This window comes from Roseateles sp. 22389 (assembly GCF_052044995.1).
GTDB lineage: Bacteria > Pseudomonadota > Gammaproteobacteria > Burkholderiales > Burkholderiaceae_C > Roseateles.
Genome location: NZ_JBQEOF010000026.1, coordinates 1 through 15,604, shown reverse-complemented (window position 1 = coordinate 15,604; position 15,604 = coordinate 1). Strand labels below are relative to the sequence as shown.

The window sequence follows — 15,604 nt, the reverse complement described above, 5'->3', positions numbered from 1 at the left end:
CCTCGCCTCACTCCGGCTCGATGCCGGCGGCCTTGATGATCTGGCCCCACTTGCGCGTCTCGGCTTCCTGGAAGGCGCGCAGCTCTTCCGGCGTGCTGGACCACGCCTCAACGCCGGCGCTCTCGAAGAAGGCCTTCGCCGGCGCGCTGCGCAGCGCCGCGCCGAGCAGCTCGCGCAGGCGCTGAACGACCGGCGCGGGCGTGCCCGCCGGCACGTAGGCGGCGAACCAGTAGCTCATGTCGTAGCCCTTGACGCCGGCCTCGTCGAGCGTCGGCACATCGGGCAGCAGCGGCGAGCGGCGCGTCATCGAGAAGCCCAGCGCCCGCACCTTGCCGGCCTTGATCTGCGGCAGGCCGGTGGCCGTGTCGGTGATCATGAAATCGACCTGGCCGCCGATCAGGTCGGTCAGCGCGGGCGGATTGCTCTTGTAGGGCACGTGCAGCAGCTGCGTGTGGGACAGCTGCTGGAACTGCTCGCCGGCGACGCGGCTGGAGGCGCTGCCGCTGCCGAAGCTGACCTTGCCGGGCTCGCGCCTGGCGCGCGCGATGACATCGGCGACGCTGCGGTACGGGCCGTCGGCCTTGACCACCATCACCTGACCGCCCTTACCCAGGCCGGTGACCGGCGCGAAGTCCTTGACCGGGTCGTAGGACAGCTTGCGGAAGAGATGCGGATTGGCGGCCTGCGTGGTGTTGGTGGCGATCAGCACCGTGTAGCCGTCGGGCGCGGCGCGCGCGACCTGCTGCGCCGCGATCATGCCGCTGGCGCCGGCCTTGTTGTCGACGACGACGGCGATCCGCGTCTGCTCGGTGATCGCCTGGCCCAACGCCCGCGCCAACTGGTCCGTCGCGCTGGCGGCGGCGAAGGGCACGAGCAGCGTGATCGGCTTGCTCGGATAAGCCGCGGCGCCGGTCTGCGCCTGAGCGAGGTTGGTCCATGCGAGGGTCGCGGCGCATGCGGCGCACGCGGCGACCAACACCGCCCGGCGGCGGGTCGTCGGTTTCAAGACAGTCATCAAGCAGTCTCCATCGTCTCGTTGTGATCCATGCCCGGGCCTCTCAGCCACGGGACCAGCGTCTCCGGCACCATCAGCGGCATCGCCAGCACGACGAAGGACAAGGCCTTGCCGTGGCTGTCCAGGTTCAGCGCATCATTGACGCCACCGTCGAGCACGCCGTCCAGCACGAAGTTGATCGCGCCCAGGCGCGGCAACAGGTGGCGCGTCACCCGCGTCGGGCGGCGGGACGCAAACTGGCGCGCGACAGCATCTTCGGTCAGTTGCTCAACCAGCAGCGGATACAGCGCCAGGTGCCAGGCGATCACGCTGATGTTGGAACGGTCGCCCTTGTCGCCGGTGCGGCCGTGAGCGGCAGCGCGGAGTTCGACTTGGCGGGTGGGGGTTGAGGGCTCCGGTGCTGGGTGCGCTGGGTCTGCCGTGAGCGCTGCGGAGGCCGTCGGCCGGGAGGCCAAGCGCGGGCTCTCCACGGGGCATGGGGGATCCCTCCTGGACCCCCAAGCCCCATTCCGGCCCCACCCACCCTCGCTGCCAGCGGAAGACCGCGTGATCACGCCCTCGCGGCCATCGGGAGACGGCGTGGCGGCGCCCTCGTTGCCATCGGAAAACAGCGTGACGGTGGCGGGGGCATGTTCTCGGGGGAACAGGCAGGAACGCAGGCCCAGGCGCGGCCGAAGATTCGTGCGGACACCGCCGCCGCCCGCAGGACCACAGGTGTAGAGCGCAGTGACCTCGCGGGTCAGGCGGTCGGCTCCGGCACGGTCCGGATGGTTCGCGGCGACACGCAGACGCACATCGCTGGCGTCGCCCGCCGCGCGTCGCCGCAAGGCATCGCCGGCGTCATCGCCCAGCACACTCGTCACACCGATCAGGTCGATCCGCAACGGGCCCTGCCGGTCCCGTGCATCCAATCGCGCCCGCAGCACCTCGCCGGCGAGCCGCGCGCGCGCCTCGGCACCGGGCCCCGCATAGGAAATCTCACCCTCCGCCAACCAGCCGTTGGCGAAGAAGACATTGGCCTTGAAGGTCGCCGGGCGCGGATGACCCCGCACACCATCCAACCGCACCGCGTCCGGGCCAACCGGCGTCACGCTCGCGGCGCTGATGTCGGCGACGACGTCCGGCGTCAGGTAGGCAGCCGGATCGTGCAGCTCATACAGCAGCTGCTCCTTGACCGTGTGCGTGTCGAGGCGACCACCCGTGCCATCGGCCTTGAAGATCGTGCAGGCGCCGTCGGCGTCGATCCTCGCGATCGGGAATCCGACGCGGCTGAGGTCCGGCACCTCCTTGAAGCCCGGATCGGCGTAATAACCGCCGCAGACCTGGGCGCCGCACTCGAGCAGGTGACCGGCCATCGTCGCGCCGGCCAGCCGGTCCCAGTCATCCAGCGCCCAGCCGAAATGCGCGAGCGCCGGCCCCACGGTCAACGACGGATCGGCCACCCGCCCCGTTACCACGACATCAGCGCCCCGCCGCAAGGCCTCGGCGATGCCTTCGGCACCGAGATAGACATTGGCGCTGGCGATAGCGCCGTCGGGCAGCGGCGGGCCGTCCTGCCTGAGCGCCGCGGCGAGCAGCGCCCGCTGCTCCGGCGACACCAAGGCATCGCCGGCCACCACCGCCACGACCGGCGGGCGCAGGCCGAGCTCGGCCGCGATCGCGGCCACCCGTCGGGCCGCCGCGGGCGGATTCGCCGCGCCGAAGTTGCCGACGATCGGGATGCGATGCGCCAGGCAGTCGGCGAGCACCGGCCGCAGCATCTCATCCAGCAGCGGCTCGTAACCGGCCTCCGGATCCCGTTGGCGTGCGAGTTGAGCCAGCGCGAGCGTGCGCTCGGCCAGCGTCTCGAAGATCAGCACGGCAGGACCACCCAGCCGGATCAAGGTGTCCACCACCGGCCGGGCGGCGTCGGTGCGGTCGCCCGAGAAGCCCGCCGCGCAACCGACCAGCAAGCCACCAGCGTCGGAGGTCGCGGTGGTCGAGAGTGTCACGTCGGTGGCGCTGGTGGTGTCCTGGCGGGTGTCCATGTGGGCGACTCTAGTCGTGCCGGCCTTATCGGAGAATTCGATTGTTTGGATTCATTCATCGGGATTGCCAATGAATCAGCTCGCGCCGCTCTCGCCCTCCGCGCCGGATTTTCCGCTGGCCAACCTGTCGGCCCGGCAGCTCGCGGCCTTTGTCGCGCTGGCGGAGGAGCGCAGCTTCACCCGCGCGGCCGCGCGTTGCCATCTGTCGCAGCCGGCCTTCAGCGCGCTGATCCGGACGCTGGAGGACGGCCTGGGCGCGCGGCTGTTCGACCGGACCACGCGCACGGTGGAGCCCACCGCCGAAGGCGCGCTCTTCCTGGAGCCGGCCCGGCGCCTGCTGCAGGACATGCGGCTCGCGGCCGACGACCTGCGCGACCACGTCGCGCGGCGCCGCGGCCGGGTGGCGCTGGCCGCGTTGCCGGCGCTGGCGGCGGGATGGCTGCCGCCGCACCTCGCGGCCTTCCGCCGCGCCTATCCCGGCATCGAGCTGGACCTGGCCGACGTGCTGTCGGAAAGCTGCGTGGAGCGGGTGCGCTCCGGCCGCGCGGACCTGGCGCTCGCCGCCCTGCGCGCCACCGCGCCGGAGCTGTCCGTCGAGCCCTTCCTGTCGGATGTCTTCTTCCTGGTCTGCCGGCGCGACCATCCGCTGGCACGCCGCCGGAGGCCGTCGCTGGCGGAGCTCGAAGGCCAGCCGCTCATCGGCCTGGCGCGGCACAGCAGCGTGCGGCAGGCGCTGGACGCGGCGCTGCCGGGCCGGCCGCTGGCGCCCGTGCTGACCCTGGAGCAGTTGAGCTCGGTGGCCGGCATGGTGGTCGCCGGACTGGGCGTGACGCTGGTGCCGGCGCTGACGCTGTTCCACTTCGCCCATCCGGACCTGGTCGCCCGCCCGATCGCCGAGACCGGATTGCAGCGCCACATCTACCTGATCCGCCGCCGCGACCGCGCGCTCTCGGCCGCGGCCGAGGCGATGGCGCAGTCGCTCTGGCGCTGGGCCGGCGAGGGCCCGCGCCGTCCGGGCATCACGGTGCATGCGGCGCCGGCGTCGACGCCCGCCCGCATGACCGTCGGGCCGGCTACGGCAACGCCGGGCCGACGCGGATGACGACCAGGCGCAGGCCGGGATCCTCGGGCTCCGCCGACAGCGTCCGGCCATGCGCCTCGGCGATCGATGCGGGCTGACGCCTGGCCCCCGATCGCGCGCGGCGCGGCATCAGAAGCGGTACAGGTAGCCGACGAAGACGCGATTCTCGGTCGAGCCGTCCACCAGTGGGCTGTCCTTGATGCCGCTGCCCAGGCTGGTCACGCCGACGTCGACGAAGACCGCGTTCTTCGGATTGAACAGGTAGGTGCCGCGCAGACCCAGCTCGGCGTTGACAGTCGACTTGCCCTGGTAGGCGGCCCGCGTCGCGGTGACCTCGCTCGCGCGGACGCCGTAGTAGTAGTCGACGTATTTCTTGTCGACCCACTGCGCGCCCAGGCGCGGCGTCAGCATGACGTGCTGGCCCAGGCGCCAGGAGCGCTCCAGCGTCAGCGCCAGGCGCTGGCCCTTGCTGTGGCCGGAGGCATCGGCGGTCCACTCGGCGCCCAGCTCGGCGATGTCGCTCTTCCAGCTTGCCTTCGCGCCGGCCCACAGTCCGCCCTTGCGCTCGGCCATGCCGTTCAGGATGGGCGCGTCGCCAGCCTCGTAGCCGCTGCCGTCCCACTTGGCCACGAGGCCGAAGTCGACCTGGTGACCCGGCGCGACCTGCCAGCGCGGCAGCTTCACCGTCAGGCCCGGGCCGAAGACGCGCACCCAGCGGTTCTCGTACTGGATCATCGGCAGCGCCCTGTTCTCGCGGTCGATGTCTTTGTAGGCCTTCTGGGTGCTCACCACGCCCACGCCCAGGCCCCAGGAGGACGACTCGCCCTCCTGGCCGGCCGGGCCGCCCGGACCGGCCGCCAGCACGCCCGACGGGGCCGCGGCGCAGAGCACCGCGGCGGAGGACAGGGAGGCGCGCGCCAGCGCCGTGCGGGCGTGCGAACCAGCAAGCGATCGGGCGAGCGAGAGGAGTCGTTTCTGCGTGAGCATGAGAGTTCCCGGGAGGGCGGTGAAAGGAGGCCGCATCCTCGAAGGGCACGTCTTACTGCGCACTTACCAACGATCACGCGCGCGGGCCCGGCGCGACCGTCCCCACCGCCTTGAGCGCCGCGATGGCTGCCGTATGCGCATGCACCAGCGGCGGCGACTGGTCGAAGCGCTGCGCATACCGCTGCTTGAACGGATCGGCGCTGTCGCGGTCCAGTCCCAGCAGATCACGCGCGCGTTGCGCCACCGCACGCGGCGTGGCGGCCGCGTCGGCGGCGCCATCGATGGCTTCGTCCAGCATGGTGATCAGCCGGCTCAGCGGCTCCAGCCAGCGCATGTCCTCGCTGAAGGCCATGACCTGCAGGAACTCGCCCGCGCTCTGCGGACCATGCTGTTTCTCGAAATCGCCGCGCTCCAGGTCGACCAGCGCGCGGTGGAGGTCGAGCAGCGCGCGGCGCAGTTGCTGGCAGGTATCAGTGGTCATGGGGCCGTCCAGTCATGGGAAGGCGCAAGCGTACAGGGGCTTGCGGCGCGGCGCCTGTCCCCTTTGGCAGACGCTTGGCAGAACGCTCGGCAGACGGTTTCACAGCCGGCTCGGGCCGGCGCCTCAGGGCGCCGGCGGCTCCATCAGCATCTCGCGCAGCGGCCGTGCCTGGCGCCAGCCGGTGGCTTCGAGCATCGGCTGCTCGTAGAAGTCTGGGACCGGGCCGAGGCACAGCAGGCCCAGTGGCTCCGCGCCCTCGGGCAGGGCCAGCGCCTGGCGCAGCGCTGCGGGGTCGAACATCGAGACCCAGCCCAGGCCCAGGTGCTCCGCGCGCGCGGCGAGCCACAGGTTCTGGACCGCGCAGGCCGCGGAGCACCAGGCCATCTCGCGCGGCAGGCTCAGGCGGCCGAAGACGGTGCCGTCGTCCGGCGCCAGCACGATGGCCAGCAGCTCGGCGCAGTCGCGCAGGCCTTCGACCTTGAGCCGCAGGAACTCCGCGCCGCGCTCACCGAGCGCCTGCGCGGTGCGCCGGCGCTCCGCCTCGACGATCGGCATCAGGCGCTCGCGCCACGCGGTCGTGCTCAGCCGCATGAAACGCCAGGGCTGCATCAGCCCGACCGAGGGCGCGGCATGCGCCGCCTGCAACAGGCGCTCGAGTTGCTCGTCGGGCAAGGGCGCGGACGGCGTGAAGTGGCGCATGTCGCGACGCAAGGCGATCGCGCGATAGACGGCGGCGCGCTCGGCGTCGTCGAAGCGGTGTTGCGGGTCCGGCGCGGCGGTCGGGGTCGCGGATGAAGTCGCGGAGAAGGCCGAAGGGCGCGGCGAATCGGCGGAAGACGGCAGAGTCATGCCGCGATTGTCGGCCGGCGCACGAGCCATACTGTCGGCCGGTTTGACAAATCCGCGCTGCCGATCCCGGCTTGCGTCCCTTCCCGAATGTCTGTTTCACTGCCATCCCCCGAGTCCACCGCGTCGACCCTGCGCGGCCCGCTGCGCCTGTCGCCGCTCATCGACGCCGACCTCGACGCGATGGCCGCCCTGCTGTGGGACGAGCGCGTCTACCAGCACATCGGCGGCCTGCCGGACTCGCCGGCGCTGGTCGCGCTCGGCCTGCGCCGGGCCCTGGCCGGACCGCCCGAGGACCATACCGACCAGCGCTGGCTCAACTACGCGATGCGCCTGGCGGCGACCGGCGAGCTCATCGGCCGGCTGGAAGCGACGGTCCACGACGGCATCGCGGAAGTCGCGTTCCTGCTGGGGACCGCGCACTGGGGCCGCGGCCACGCGACCGAGGGCCTGCGGTGGCTCCACGAGGAAATCGCCCGTGTCAGTCCGGGCGTCGCGTGCTGGGCGACCACGCTGCCGGAGAACGCACGCAGCGCCCGCCTGCTGACGCGCTGCGGTTATGTGCCGATGGATCCGGCGGCCGCGCCACCGCTGCTGACCTACGACGACGGCGACCTCGTGTTCCGGCGCCCGGCCGCGGACTGACGTCGGCCCGGGCCGATCAGCGCGGCCCCTGGTCCCAGCTCTCCATGCCCGACAGCGTCCGCTCGTAGGGCCGCGGGCTGATGCTCAGGTCGCCGACGAAGGGCCGGTCCATCTGGGCGATGAAGAAGAACACCAGCCCGGTCGAGAAGGACAGGAAGATCACCGCGGCCCGGTTGAACGCCGTGGCCGGCAGCACCAGCAGCGGGATCAGCGACATGACGCCGCCCGCGATCACGACGAACCAGAGCGATGCCGGCACGGTCGACTCGCTGGCGCTGACCCGCTCGCGCCGGAACTTCAGCATCTCGTTGGTGCGGGCCCAGATCTCGTGCAGCAGCGCCTGCTGGGCCGCGGTGTCCGGCTCGATGCGCTGCACGGCGCGGAAGATGCGGTTGACGTGCAGGCCGCCGCCCGCCGTGCCGGTGCCGCCGGGCGTGCCCTGCATGTCCTGCCACTCCTCGTCGAGGATGGACCGCGTGTACGCGCGGACCCGCTCGCGCGCCTCGAGCGCCGGCGGCGTGCCCATCACGGCCAGGTCGCGGGACAGCGCGCTCAAGGTCACCGCCTCGCTGCTGACCGCGGAGTCCGCGCTGCGGAACGACTCCCACACGGACACCGCGCAGAAGGCCAGCAGCAGCGAGTTCAGCGTGGCCACCAGCGCCAGCAGCGTCAGGGCCAGGCCCTTGTCCGTGTCATCGAAGCGCGGCTTCCACAGGCGGTGCACCAGCTCGAAGCTGGCGAGCGCCGGGATGATCCAGCCGGCGAGCAGCAAGGATCCGAACTGCCAGACCGGCAGGTGATAGAGCCACAGCGGCATGGGGGGCCTCGCGAAGGATGGTGATGGCCTTCAGCGTAGGAATGCCGCGCGCTCGCGGCCATCGGCAATCGGCGGAAGCGGCGGGGACAAATGACGGAGGGCGGCGATTGTTGCGCCATGCACAACGGCGCATTCCGGAGTCCGCCATTTATGCGATCCGGGGCACTGCCTACTCTTCGTCCATCGGCAAACGCAACAGCGAACCGAACGACGACACCCCGATCCACCGCTCTCCTGGAAGGACACCATCATGAATGCCAAGACCCTGATCGCCTCCGCCCTGATCGCCCTGTCGACCGCCGCCGTGCCGGCCTTCGCGCAGAGCTACAGCCACCTGGACCCCATCACCCCGAGCCAGAAGAGCCGCGCCGAAGTGCTGGCCGACCTGGCGATCTATCGCGAGTCCGGCCTGGCCGCCGTCGACCGCACCGAGGACTTCGCGCTGAACGCCGGCCAGCGCGCCCAGGCTGAGGCCCGCTACGCGGCGCTGAAGGCTTCGCCCAAGTACGCCGAGCTGGTGCAGCGCTTCGCCGCCAAGGACGCCAAGGGCGCCGCCACCGACGGCGTGGCGGCCCGCTGATCCCCCGGCCGCGACGATCCGCGGCCTCGGCAGGCCAGTGCCCCGCCTCGTCGCCGCCTCGCGTTCAGCCGGCGGCGAAGCGCTCGGCGTGACCCCGCGCGCGGAACTCCTCGATGACGTGGTCGACGAACACCCGCACCTTGGCCGGCACCAGCTTGCGGCTGGTGTAGTAGATGGACAGCGGCCTCGAATCCGCGGACCAGTCGGGCAGCACGCGCACCAGCTCGCCCCGCTCCAGCAGCGGCAGGGCATGCGGCCGCGGCAGCATGGCGATGCCCATGCCGCTGGCCGCCGCACGCGCCAGCGCCTCGGGATCGTCCAGCACCATCACCGGCCGCACGCTGGCCACGACCTCCTCGCCGGCGCGGCTCTTCAAGGCCCACGGCAGCAGCCGCCCCGAGCTCAGCGAGCGGCGCAGCAAGCCGCGATGACGCGCCAGCTCCGAGGGATGCATCGGCGCCGGATGCGCCGCCAGGTAGCCCGGCGAGGCCACCAGCACGATGCGCAAGCGCGCCAGCTCGCGCGCGATCAAGGCATCGGTGAGCTCGATGCCGCCGCCGATCGCGACGTCGAAGCCCTCGGCGACGAGGTCCACCTGCCGGTTGTCGAAATGCAGGTCGGGCACCACGTCCGGATAGCGGCGGACGAAGCTCTCCATCATCGGCACGAAGTACTCGCGTCCCACGGTGTAGGCCAGCGCGACCTTCAGCGTGCCGGCCGGCTTGCCGGCGCCCTGCCGCAGGTCGGTCAGCGCATCGCCGATCTCCGCCCACGGCAGCCGGACCTGGCCATACAAGCGCTCGCCGTCGGTCGTCAGCGCCAGCCGGCGCGTGCTGCGCTGGAACAGGCGCACGCCCAGGCGGGCCTCGAACTGAGCCACGCTCTTGCTGACGGCCGCGGGCGTCAGTCCCAGGCGGCGCGCGGCCGCGGAGAAACTGCCGTCGTCCGCCGCGGCGATGAAGGCGTCCAGGTGGCTGCGAAGTTCGGTGGACATGGGATTCGATAGGGATGGTTGAAGCTGAGTGTCAGCTTCTGAGACTACCGGAATCAGGTCGCAGCGCCCAGACTTCGTTCATCCCAACTCCCTTTTCAAAAGGACGACGCCATGAGCACCTCGACTTCCACCTCCACTGCCACCTCCACGCCGCTGGCCGGCAAGGTCGCCTTCATCCACGGCGGGTCGCGCGGCATCGGCGCCGCGTCGGCGCGCCGGCTGGCGCGCGAGGGCGCCACGGTCGCGATCGGTTATGCGTCCTCGGCGATCGCGGCCGAGGCGCTGGCGGAAGAAATCCAGGCCGCGGGCGGCCGGGCGATCGCCATCAAGGCGGACGCCACCGACGCGCAGGCCCTGGCGGCCGCGATCGACGGCGTGGCCGAGCGCTTCGGCCGCCTCGATATCCTGCTCAACAGCGCCGGTGTGCTGCACGTCGCGCCGACGGAAGACTTCTCGCTGGCGGACTTCGACCGCACGCTGGCGGTCAACGTACGCTCGGTGTTCGTGGCCTCGCAGGCGGCCGCCCGGCATATGCGTGAAGGCGGCCGGATCATCAACATCGGCAGCACCAACGCGCAGCGCATGCCCTTCGCCGGCGGCGCGGCGTATGCGATGAGCAAGTCGGCGCTGATCGGCCTGGTCAAGGGCATGGCGCGCGACCTGGGGCCGCGCGGCATCACGGTGAACAACGTGGCGCCCGGGCCGGTCGACACCGACATGAACCCGGCCGACACGGATTTCGGCGCGGGCCTGCATGGCCTGATGGCCGTGCCGCGTCACGCCAAGGCGGACGAGATCGCGGCGATGGTGGCCTACCTGGCCGGACCGGAAGCCGGGTTCGTCACCGGCGCCGACCTGCTGATCGACGGCGGATTCGCCGCCTGAGGCCGAGGGCGCCAGTCAAGGGATCGACAGGTCGACGAATCGACGGACCGTCGGTCCGACGGATCAACGAACCGTATGGCGCCGGCCGTCCTCGTCGACCCAATAGCGGCCGCCCTGGCCATCCGAGTAGACCTGGCGCTCGCGGCCGTCGACGACCAGCCGCCCGATGAGCGCCCCGGCGACCGCGCCGACCGCCGCGCCCGTGAGGGCGTTGCCGCCGGTCGCCGCGCCGATGACGGCGCCGCCCACCGCGCCCACGGCCGCATTGCGCGCGTCGTCACGACGCTGCTGCCGGTCGGAAGCGCAACCGACGCTCAAGGCCGCGCAGGCGATGACCAGCGCAGCGGTGCTGAAGGGGGAGGTATTCATGAGAAGTCTCCTGAAGGGTGATGTTCGCCCGCCCTCCTCCGGCGCGACGAGACCACCGCCTCATCGCGCGGCGGAGGGCAGCGCACGACTGATGCATCACGCCTTGAGCGGCAAGGGGCATGCCCTGTCGGCGGCAGTAGCTCGAACGGCACGGGCGGCAAGGCGTAGCGAGAAGCAACGAGCGGCGGCGGTACGGCGATTGCCGCACCTGGGTATCCCACTTCAGGAGAGCGCCATGCCTCGCGGAGACAAATCCTCGTACACGGACAAGCAGAAGCGTCAGGCCGAGCACATCGAAAGCGGCTACGAGCACCGCGGCGTGCCCAAGGACGAAGCCGAACGGCGCGCCTGGGCCACGGTCAACAAGGAAACGGGCGGCGGCAAGAAGTCGGGCTCGGGCCGCGGCCAGGCCGAGAACCACGAGCCCTCGCGCAAGGGCGGACGCCTGGGCGGCAAGGCCGCGGCGAGCCGCACGGCGGCGGAGCGCTCAGCCTCCGCGAAGAAGGCCGCGGCGACCCGCAAGCGCAATGCGGCGGCGCGCGCGGCCCATCATTGAGAACGAGGGTCAGCGGTCCTCGCGGGAGGAATCGCTGTCCTCACTGCGGTCGTCACGGGACGCCTGGTTGCGCTGGCTGCCGGGCGACTGCTGGCTGGACGGCTGCTGGGAGCGCTGGTTCAGCTGTCCCTGCTGACCGCCGGACTGGCTCTGCTGGGACTGCTGGCGCTGGCCTTGCGAGCCGCCGCCCTGCTGCCCGCCGGGCTGGTTCTGCTGCCCTTGCTGCCCCTGCTGATGCTGGTTCTGCTGGCTGGAACCGCCCTGGGGTTGCGGCGATGACTTCGTGTTGGGTTGCTGGGCCATGGTGATCTCCATGTTGAGCACGCCGGCAACTTCGCCGGCAGCTTGGATGGGCAATGGTCATGCCGGCGGGGGTGCGACAGATGGACGAATCAATCGACGCCGCCCACGCCGTCCTCCGAACGCCATCTGCCGACCAGAGCAGGTATTACCAGAACGCGGCAACCTTCTACCGCTATAAATTTTCTTTAGAAACTTAGTATCGTGATGGGCCGGAAAACTGACTGCGATATCTAGTAGTCCACATAGATTAGCCCTAATCGACTCTGCAGTTCATGCACGAGTTCTCGCGCCTCCTCCTCAGAGCCGAGATAAATCCCATCGAGACCAATAGCCATGTCTACACCTCTAATTTGAGGAGATGTATCTAGATAGTCGACACACCCCGTATTCATCTTGGGAATCAGCTCTCCTGCATCAGCCAGCAACTCTTCCCATGCCAACGACTCCCCAATCTTGGGCGCGCGGATCAAAGAAATTCGCCCCTCCGATGCGCCAATCGGATTTACAGGGGAATAAAATACAGGAATGGTGATATGCGCAATCATTATTTAAGGAGACAAAGGATGACTTGGGATACAAATGCCATTTGTCATTATTATTTCTTGCGACACGTCAAGACCCATCGGACGGCCCATGGCAATCATTTCATCAATCTTATCCATCTTACCAAACAGGTCCTTTTGGTACCCTATTCAAGTCCCATTCATGTGAGTCACAGTGGGATTCGGCGTTGAACATGCGTTCCTGTAGGCCGCCAAGTCAAGTGTCACTTGAAGTTCGGAAGTTTCTCCGCCAGCATCATGAGTAAAGGGGCCAAGTGATTGAGAAGCAAAGGGACTGCCAGTGTATTGCCTCAACTTCTCTTCATGCTCCTACAGTTGCTTGCACAGGCCTTTGCATGGGTCTTTGCTTGGCGGTTCAGACGGACACCGGTCCTCGCCGATAGCCCGAGCAATTGGAACGACCAGTCTTCCTGCATTTGGCACAGCAGTTGAACTGATGATTTCAGCCTCAATACATACAGCCGCATTGGCTGGATTCGCGCATGCGGCAGTCGACTGCAGCCCTTCCGGGTCAATGGAGCTGAGCGGGTTTCCGCCCACGTACGCGTATGTGTTGACGCCGCCGTCTAAGCCGATCGGATCACTTTGAACGTAGCTCCGCCCAGGCACCCATCCGCCGTAGTTGCAGGCGTCTTCTTGAGGCGTGACGCGGAGTTGCAAAGTGAAGACGACGACGGCCCCTGCAATTTCAAGAATTTCTTCTAGAGGCCCATTTGTCGCGGAGGTTATGGGCGTCCGAAGCCACTTATGGCAAAAAGGCTGCATCTCGCCCGTTTCACTGCGACTGCTGCAACTCAAGCCACTTCGCCTCAATCCTTCTGCGGATAGGTTTATCTATTGATTCGTTCTGAATAAGAACGTCCAAACCTACAAAGGCCGCGTGCCTCTCCAAAGAGTTACCGCCCGCCAACTTCATCAAAGCATCGGCTGCTTGGTCAGGGGAGTACGCTCTCGCTATAAGGTCTCCAACGCTATGCCGCACAAGCTCGTCGGCAATGACCCCAACCTTTTCAAGCAGCGTTGTCAATAAACGGGTCTGTTGCTGCGGCGTGTATTTACAAAAATCGACGTTAACTTCCAAAAGAAAGTGTGCCATTCCTCGCGTCCGCATGACGCGCGTGTCTGAAAGCATTTTCAATAGGAAATCAAACCCTTCGTCCGGAATGAACTTGCATTCCAGCGTCAAGTCGTCATACTTTTCCGACGCGGCATGAATTGCACGAGGCAACTCTTTATCACTTGCGGCATTCACTTCGCTCCACAAATCATCAAAATCATTGGCGCTCATTTGCATGTCCACAAATTATCTAGCTGCAGCGGCAGCCGCAGCGCCAACCCCGACTAGCACACCGCAAGGTTCAGCCGCTACGCATGCCATGATTACTGTTGCACCAGCGGCCGCCCCAGCGCCATAAAGCAAGTTTTTCTTTGCGTTTGGAGACAGCGCTGGCGAGGGACACGACTCTGGAGCACCAGCAGCGACACCGGGAGGGCTCGGAGGGTCATCCTCACATTCATCCGCATAACGCTGCTCCAACTTTCGCAAAGTTGAGTCTTCCCAATTGATAAGAGTCCGATGTCCTCGCCGCGACTGGGAAAGAAGCTCATTCGGTCCAACGCGCTCCGGAATTTGATTTGGCCTGGGTTTGTCGTAATCAGCCCAACGCTTATCAAGCTTTTCGTTTTTGCGGGCCATTTTCTCTCGAAGAGCAACGCAATGTGCAGAATTGGCAGGTAGCTTTTGGAGCCCAAATGGGTCGCTATAGCTCAGCGGATTGCCTTCGACGTAGGCGTACGTATTGATGCCCCCGTCAAGTCCGATGGGGTCACTTTGAACATACCTCCCCGTCGTCCCGTCATAGTCCCGGAAGTAGTTGTAGTTCAGCCCCGACTCCTTGTCGAAGTACTGCCCCGGGAAGCGCAGGTTGACGACCAGGTTTTCCAGTGAGTTCGGGATGGTCTCCGCCGCGGTCGTTCCAAACGGCTCAGCCAGCCAGCGCCAGCGCACGTCGCCGGCCGAGTTCACGATAACCCGCGGCGCATTCAAGTGGTCCGAGTACGCGTAATACACGCGCGGCTCGCTGGTCGTCGAGTTCGTCAGCACCGCGATGAGCGTATTGCCCAGCCACACGAACTCCTGCAGCGCGCCGCCAACGCTGTTGTACTCCCCGAGCAGTTGCCCGTTCTGGTCGTACACGAAATGCGGCCTCGAGCTGCCAACGACCTTGCGCACGCGCTGACCGCCAGCGTCGTAGTTGAAGCTCGTCGTCACGCCCGCACGCGTGAGCGTCGCGAGCCGGTTGTCCAGCCCATAGGTGGCCGTGTAGGCGCTGCCCGTGTCGCTCAGCGTGTTGCCTGCGGCGTCGTAGCCGAAGCTGCGAGTCGGATTGCTGACGTTGGAGAGTCGGTTGCTCGCGGCCTCCGTCGTGTAGGTCGATGCCACGCCATTGAGCGTGACCTGTGTCCGGTTGCCGTTGGCGTCGTAGCCGATGTTCCATGACGCAGCCGGCGTGACGATGCCGGTGAGCCGGCCCAGTTCGTCGTAGCCAAAGCTCTGGTTCATGGCCTGCGCGGTCGCCGTGACCATGCCCGAAGCCGTCTCCAGGTGCGTGTAGCTGACGATCCGATCGGCCGCGTCGTAAGTGAGGTCCCGGGTGATCGTGTCCAGCGGGTACCGCACCAGACGGCCATATTGGTCGAAGACCCGTTCGTAGGTCTTCGTGCCGCTGGTCATGTGGAACAGCCACCCGCGCGCGGCTCCGAAAGGCTCCCACTGGATCTGGCTGATCAGCGGCTTGGCCACGCTGCTTGAGTCCTTGGCCAAGCTCAGCCCCACCGGCAGTCCTCGGTCGTAGCTGATCGTCAGTACCCGGCCTGATGGGTAAGTGATGCTGGTGATGTTGCCCGCGCCGTCATAGCCGTATCGCGTGGTGCTCACCACGGAACTCACGGTTTGGATCACTGTGGTGACTCGGCCCAGGGCGTCATAGCCGTACTTGGTGCTGCCTCCGGGGAAGGCGGCAGTGGTCAGCCGGCCGATTCCGTAGGTGGCCGTACCGCCGGTTTCGTCATAGGTCCAGCTATAGCTCACGCTTGCCTGACCGCTCTTGGCAAACACCGCCGACTTCACCCGATTGAGGTCGTCGTAGGTGTAGGTGGCCAGCACGCCACGGCTGTCCAGCCGCGTGAGCAGGTTGCCATTGGGGTCGTAGGTGCTGGTGGCGGTGCCCGTGTCCGGGCTGGTGAGCTGCGTGAGGTCCCCCAGTCCGTTGCGCTGATAGCTCGTCACCAGGTTGCGAGGATCCGTGACTTGCTTGATCTGATCGATGCCGTCGAAACCCAGCGTCGTCACGCCGCTGCGAGCGTCGGTGTTGGTCTTCACGCGATCCAGCGCGTCGTAGGCAGTGCTGGAGGTGAAGCCGAAACCCGCCACGCCCTTGGCCTTGATGACCTTG

At 67.8% G+C, this 15,604-nt stretch carries 17 protein-coding genes and 1 pseudogene; 5 read left to right on the top strand and 13 right to left on the bottom strand.

Annotated elements, in window-relative coordinates:
- Window positions 1-7: 7 nt before the first annotated feature.
- The 3 genes and pseudogenes from ACTJKJ_RS24880 to ACTJKJ_RS24870 all read right to left on the bottom strand — a co-directional run.
- Complete coding sequence (locus ACTJKJ_RS24880; protein ID WP_440822787.1) at window positions 8-1,015, bottom strand: Bug family tripartite tricarboxylate transporter substrate binding protein; 1,008 nt, start codon at window positions 1,013-1,015, stop codon at window positions 8-10.
- A complete protein-coding gene (locus ACTJKJ_RS24875; protein ID WP_440822849.1) occupies window positions 1,015-1,485 on the bottom strand; it encodes an AtuA-related protein in 471 nt (156 codons plus the stop codon). Before ACTJKJ_RS24875 ends, ACTJKJ_RS24880 begins: the two co-directional genes overlap by 1 nt.
- A 138-nt stretch (window positions 1,486-1,623) precedes the next feature.
- Window positions 1,624-3,042 (bottom strand): annotated as a pseudogene (locus ACTJKJ_RS24870) (acyclic terpene utilization AtuA family protein); the annotation flags it as partial.
- Window positions 3,043-3,112: 70 nt separating this feature from the next.
- Here ACTJKJ_RS24870 and ACTJKJ_RS24865 point away from each other — a divergent pair.
- Window positions 3,113-4,144: a LysR family transcriptional regulator gene (locus ACTJKJ_RS24865; RefSeq protein ID WP_440822785.1), complete on the top strand. Its 1,032-nt coding sequence runs from the start codon at window positions 3,113-3,115 to the stop codon at window positions 4,142-4,144.
- Between the two features lie 108 nt (window positions 4,145-4,252).
- Here ACTJKJ_RS24865 and ACTJKJ_RS24860 read toward each other — a convergent pair whose 3' ends face one another.
- The 3 genes from ACTJKJ_RS24860 to bluB form a co-directional block, all read right to left on the bottom strand.
- Window positions 4,253-5,110 (bottom strand): MipA/OmpV family protein, encoded by an 858-nt coding sequence (locus ACTJKJ_RS24860; protein WP_440822783.1) that lies wholly within the window; start codon window positions 5,108-5,110, stop codon window positions 4,253-4,255.
- Window positions 5,111-5,183: 73 nt separating this feature from the next.
- Window positions 5,184-5,591: a hypothetical protein gene (locus ACTJKJ_RS24855; protein WP_091724865.1), complete on the bottom strand. Its 408-nt coding sequence runs from the start codon at window positions 5,589-5,591 to the stop codon at window positions 5,184-5,186.
- A 123-nt stretch (window positions 5,592-5,714) separates the two neighbouring features.
- On the bottom strand, window positions 5,715-6,440 hold the full coding sequence (gene bluB / locus ACTJKJ_RS24850) for a 5,6-dimethylbenzimidazole synthase (RefSeq protein ID WP_297384935.1): 726 nt from the start codon (window positions 6,438-6,440) through the stop codon (window positions 5,715-5,717).
- Between the two features lie 87 nt (window positions 6,441-6,527).
- On the opposite strand from bluB, the gene ACTJKJ_RS24845 reads away from it, so the two are divergent.
- On the top strand, window positions 6,528-7,082 hold the full coding sequence (locus ACTJKJ_RS24845; protein WP_440822781.1) for a GNAT family N-acetyltransferase: 555 nt from the start codon (window positions 6,528-6,530) through the stop codon (window positions 7,080-7,082).
- Window positions 7,083-7,098: 16 nt separating this feature from the next.
- Here ACTJKJ_RS24845 and ACTJKJ_RS24840 read toward each other — a convergent pair whose 3' ends face one another.
- A complete protein-coding gene (locus ACTJKJ_RS24840; protein ID WP_440822779.1) occupies window positions 7,099-7,899 on the bottom strand; it encodes a bestrophin-like domain in 801 nt (266 codons plus the stop codon).
- 250 nt (window positions 7,900-8,149) lie between these two features.
- Here ACTJKJ_RS24840 and ACTJKJ_RS24835 point away from each other — a divergent pair, with 250 nt between their 5' ends.
- Window positions 8,150-8,479 (top strand): DUF4148 domain-containing protein, encoded by a 330-nt coding sequence (locus tag ACTJKJ_RS24835; RefSeq protein ID WP_091724868.1) that lies wholly within the window; start codon window positions 8,150-8,152, stop codon window positions 8,477-8,479.
- A gap of 64 nt (window positions 8,480-8,543) precedes the next feature.
- Here ACTJKJ_RS24835 and ACTJKJ_RS24830 read toward each other — a convergent pair whose 3' ends face one another.
- Complete coding sequence (locus tag ACTJKJ_RS24830; RefSeq protein WP_440822778.1) at window positions 8,544-9,473, bottom strand: LysR family transcriptional regulator; 930 nt, start codon at window positions 9,471-9,473, stop codon at window positions 8,544-8,546.
- A 111-nt stretch (window positions 9,474-9,584) separates the two neighbouring features.
- Here ACTJKJ_RS24830 and ACTJKJ_RS24825 point away from each other — a divergent pair, with 111 nt between their 5' ends.
- A complete protein-coding gene (locus ACTJKJ_RS24825) occupies window positions 9,585-10,358 on the top strand; it encodes an SDR family oxidoreductase (protein WP_440822776.1) in 774 nt (257 codons plus the stop codon).
- A 63-nt stretch (window positions 10,359-10,421) separates the two neighbouring features.
- Here ACTJKJ_RS24825 and ACTJKJ_RS24820 read toward each other — a convergent pair whose 3' ends face one another.
- Window positions 10,422-10,727, bottom strand: coding sequence for a YMGG-like glycine zipper-containing protein (locus ACTJKJ_RS24820; RefSeq protein WP_091724871.1), 306 nt, complete (start codon window positions 10,725-10,727; stop codon window positions 10,422-10,424).
- Between the two features lie 235 nt (window positions 10,728-10,962).
- Here ACTJKJ_RS24820 and ACTJKJ_RS24815 point away from each other — a divergent pair, with 235 nt between their 5' ends.
- Entirely contained in the window at window positions 10,963-11,283 is a 321-nt protein-coding gene (locus ACTJKJ_RS24815) for a plasmid stabilization protein (protein ID WP_091724872.1), read from the top strand.
- A gap of 9 nt (window positions 11,284-11,292) precedes the next feature.
- Here the strand turns inward: ACTJKJ_RS24815 and ACTJKJ_RS24810 are convergent, their stop codons facing one another.
- The 4 genes from ACTJKJ_RS24810 to ACTJKJ_RS24795 all read right to left on the bottom strand — a co-directional run.
- On the bottom strand, window positions 11,293-11,586 hold the full coding sequence (locus tag ACTJKJ_RS24810; protein WP_141225299.1) for a hypothetical protein: 294 nt from the start codon (window positions 11,584-11,586) through the stop codon (window positions 11,293-11,295).
- An 872-nt stretch (window positions 11,587-12,458) separates the two neighbouring features.
- Entirely contained in the window at window positions 12,459-12,914 is a 456-nt protein-coding gene (locus ACTJKJ_RS24805; RefSeq protein WP_440822847.1) for an RHS repeat-associated core domain-containing protein, read from the bottom strand.
- Window positions 12,915-12,924: 10 nt separating this feature from the next.
- Window positions 12,925-13,437, bottom strand: a complete 513-nt coding sequence (locus ACTJKJ_RS24800; RefSeq protein WP_440822773.1) for a hypothetical protein — start codon at window positions 13,435-13,437, stop codon at window positions 12,925-12,927.
- 15 nt (window positions 13,438-13,452) lie between these two features.
- Window positions 13,453-15,604, bottom strand: a 2,152-nt coding sequence (locus ACTJKJ_RS24795; RefSeq protein WP_440822771.1) for an RHS repeat domain-containing protein, incomplete at its 5' end; no start/stop codon positions are given.

Coding starts and splice junctions, on each gene's coding strand:
- ACTJKJ_RS24835 (WP_091724868.1), top strand. CDS start 8,150: ATGAATGCCAAGACCCTGATCGCCTCCGCCCTGATCGCCCTGTCGACC.
- ACTJKJ_RS24840 (WP_440822779.1), bottom strand. CDS start 7,899: ATGCCGCTGTGGCTCTATCACCTGCCGGTCTGGCAGTTCGGATCCTTG.
- ACTJKJ_RS24825 (WP_440822776.1), top strand. CDS start 9,585: ATGAGCACCTCGACTTCCACCTCCACTGCCACCTCCACGCCGCTGGCC.
- ACTJKJ_RS24810 (WP_141225299.1), bottom strand. CDS start 11,586: ATGGCCCAGCAACCCAACACGAAGTCATCGCCGCAACCCCAGGGCGGT.
- ACTJKJ_RS24845 (WP_440822781.1), top strand. CDS start 6,528: ATGTCTGTTTCACTGCCATCCCCCGAGTCCACCGCGTCGACCCTGCGC.
- ACTJKJ_RS24805 (WP_440822847.1), bottom strand. CDS start 12,914: ATGCAGCCTTTTTGCCATAAGTGGCTTCGGACGCCCATAACCTCCGCG.
- ACTJKJ_RS24880 (WP_440822787.1), bottom strand. CDS start 1,015: ATGACTGTCTTGAAACCGACGACCCGCCGCCGGGCGGTGTTGGTCGCC.
- ACTJKJ_RS24860 (WP_440822783.1), bottom strand. CDS start 5,110: ATGCTCACGCAGAAACGACTCCTCTCGCTCGCCCGATCGCTTGCTGGT.
- bluB (WP_297384935.1), bottom strand. CDS start 6,440: ATGACTCTGCCGTCTTCCGCCGATTCGCCGCGCCCTTCGGCCTTCTCC.
- ACTJKJ_RS24865 (WP_440822785.1), top strand. CDS start 3,113: ATGAATCAGCTCGCGCCGCTCTCGCCCTCCGCGCCGGATTTTCCGCTG.
- ACTJKJ_RS24815 (WP_091724872.1), top strand. CDS start 10,963: ATGCCTCGCGGAGACAAATCCTCGTACACGGACAAGCAGAAGCGTCAG.
- ACTJKJ_RS24830 (WP_440822778.1), bottom strand. CDS start 9,473: ATGTCCACCGAACTTCGCAGCCACCTGGACGCCTTCATCGCCGCGGCG.
- ACTJKJ_RS24820 (WP_091724871.1), bottom strand. CDS start 10,727: ATGAATACCTCCCCCTTCAGCACCGCTGCGCTGGTCATCGCCTGCGCG.
- ACTJKJ_RS24855 (WP_091724865.1), bottom strand. CDS start 5,591: ATGACCACTGATACCTGCCAGCAACTGCGCCGCGCGCTGCTCGACCTC.
- ACTJKJ_RS24800 (WP_440822773.1), bottom strand. CDS start 13,437: ATGAGCGCCAATGATTTTGATGATTTGTGGAGCGAAGTGAATGCCGCA.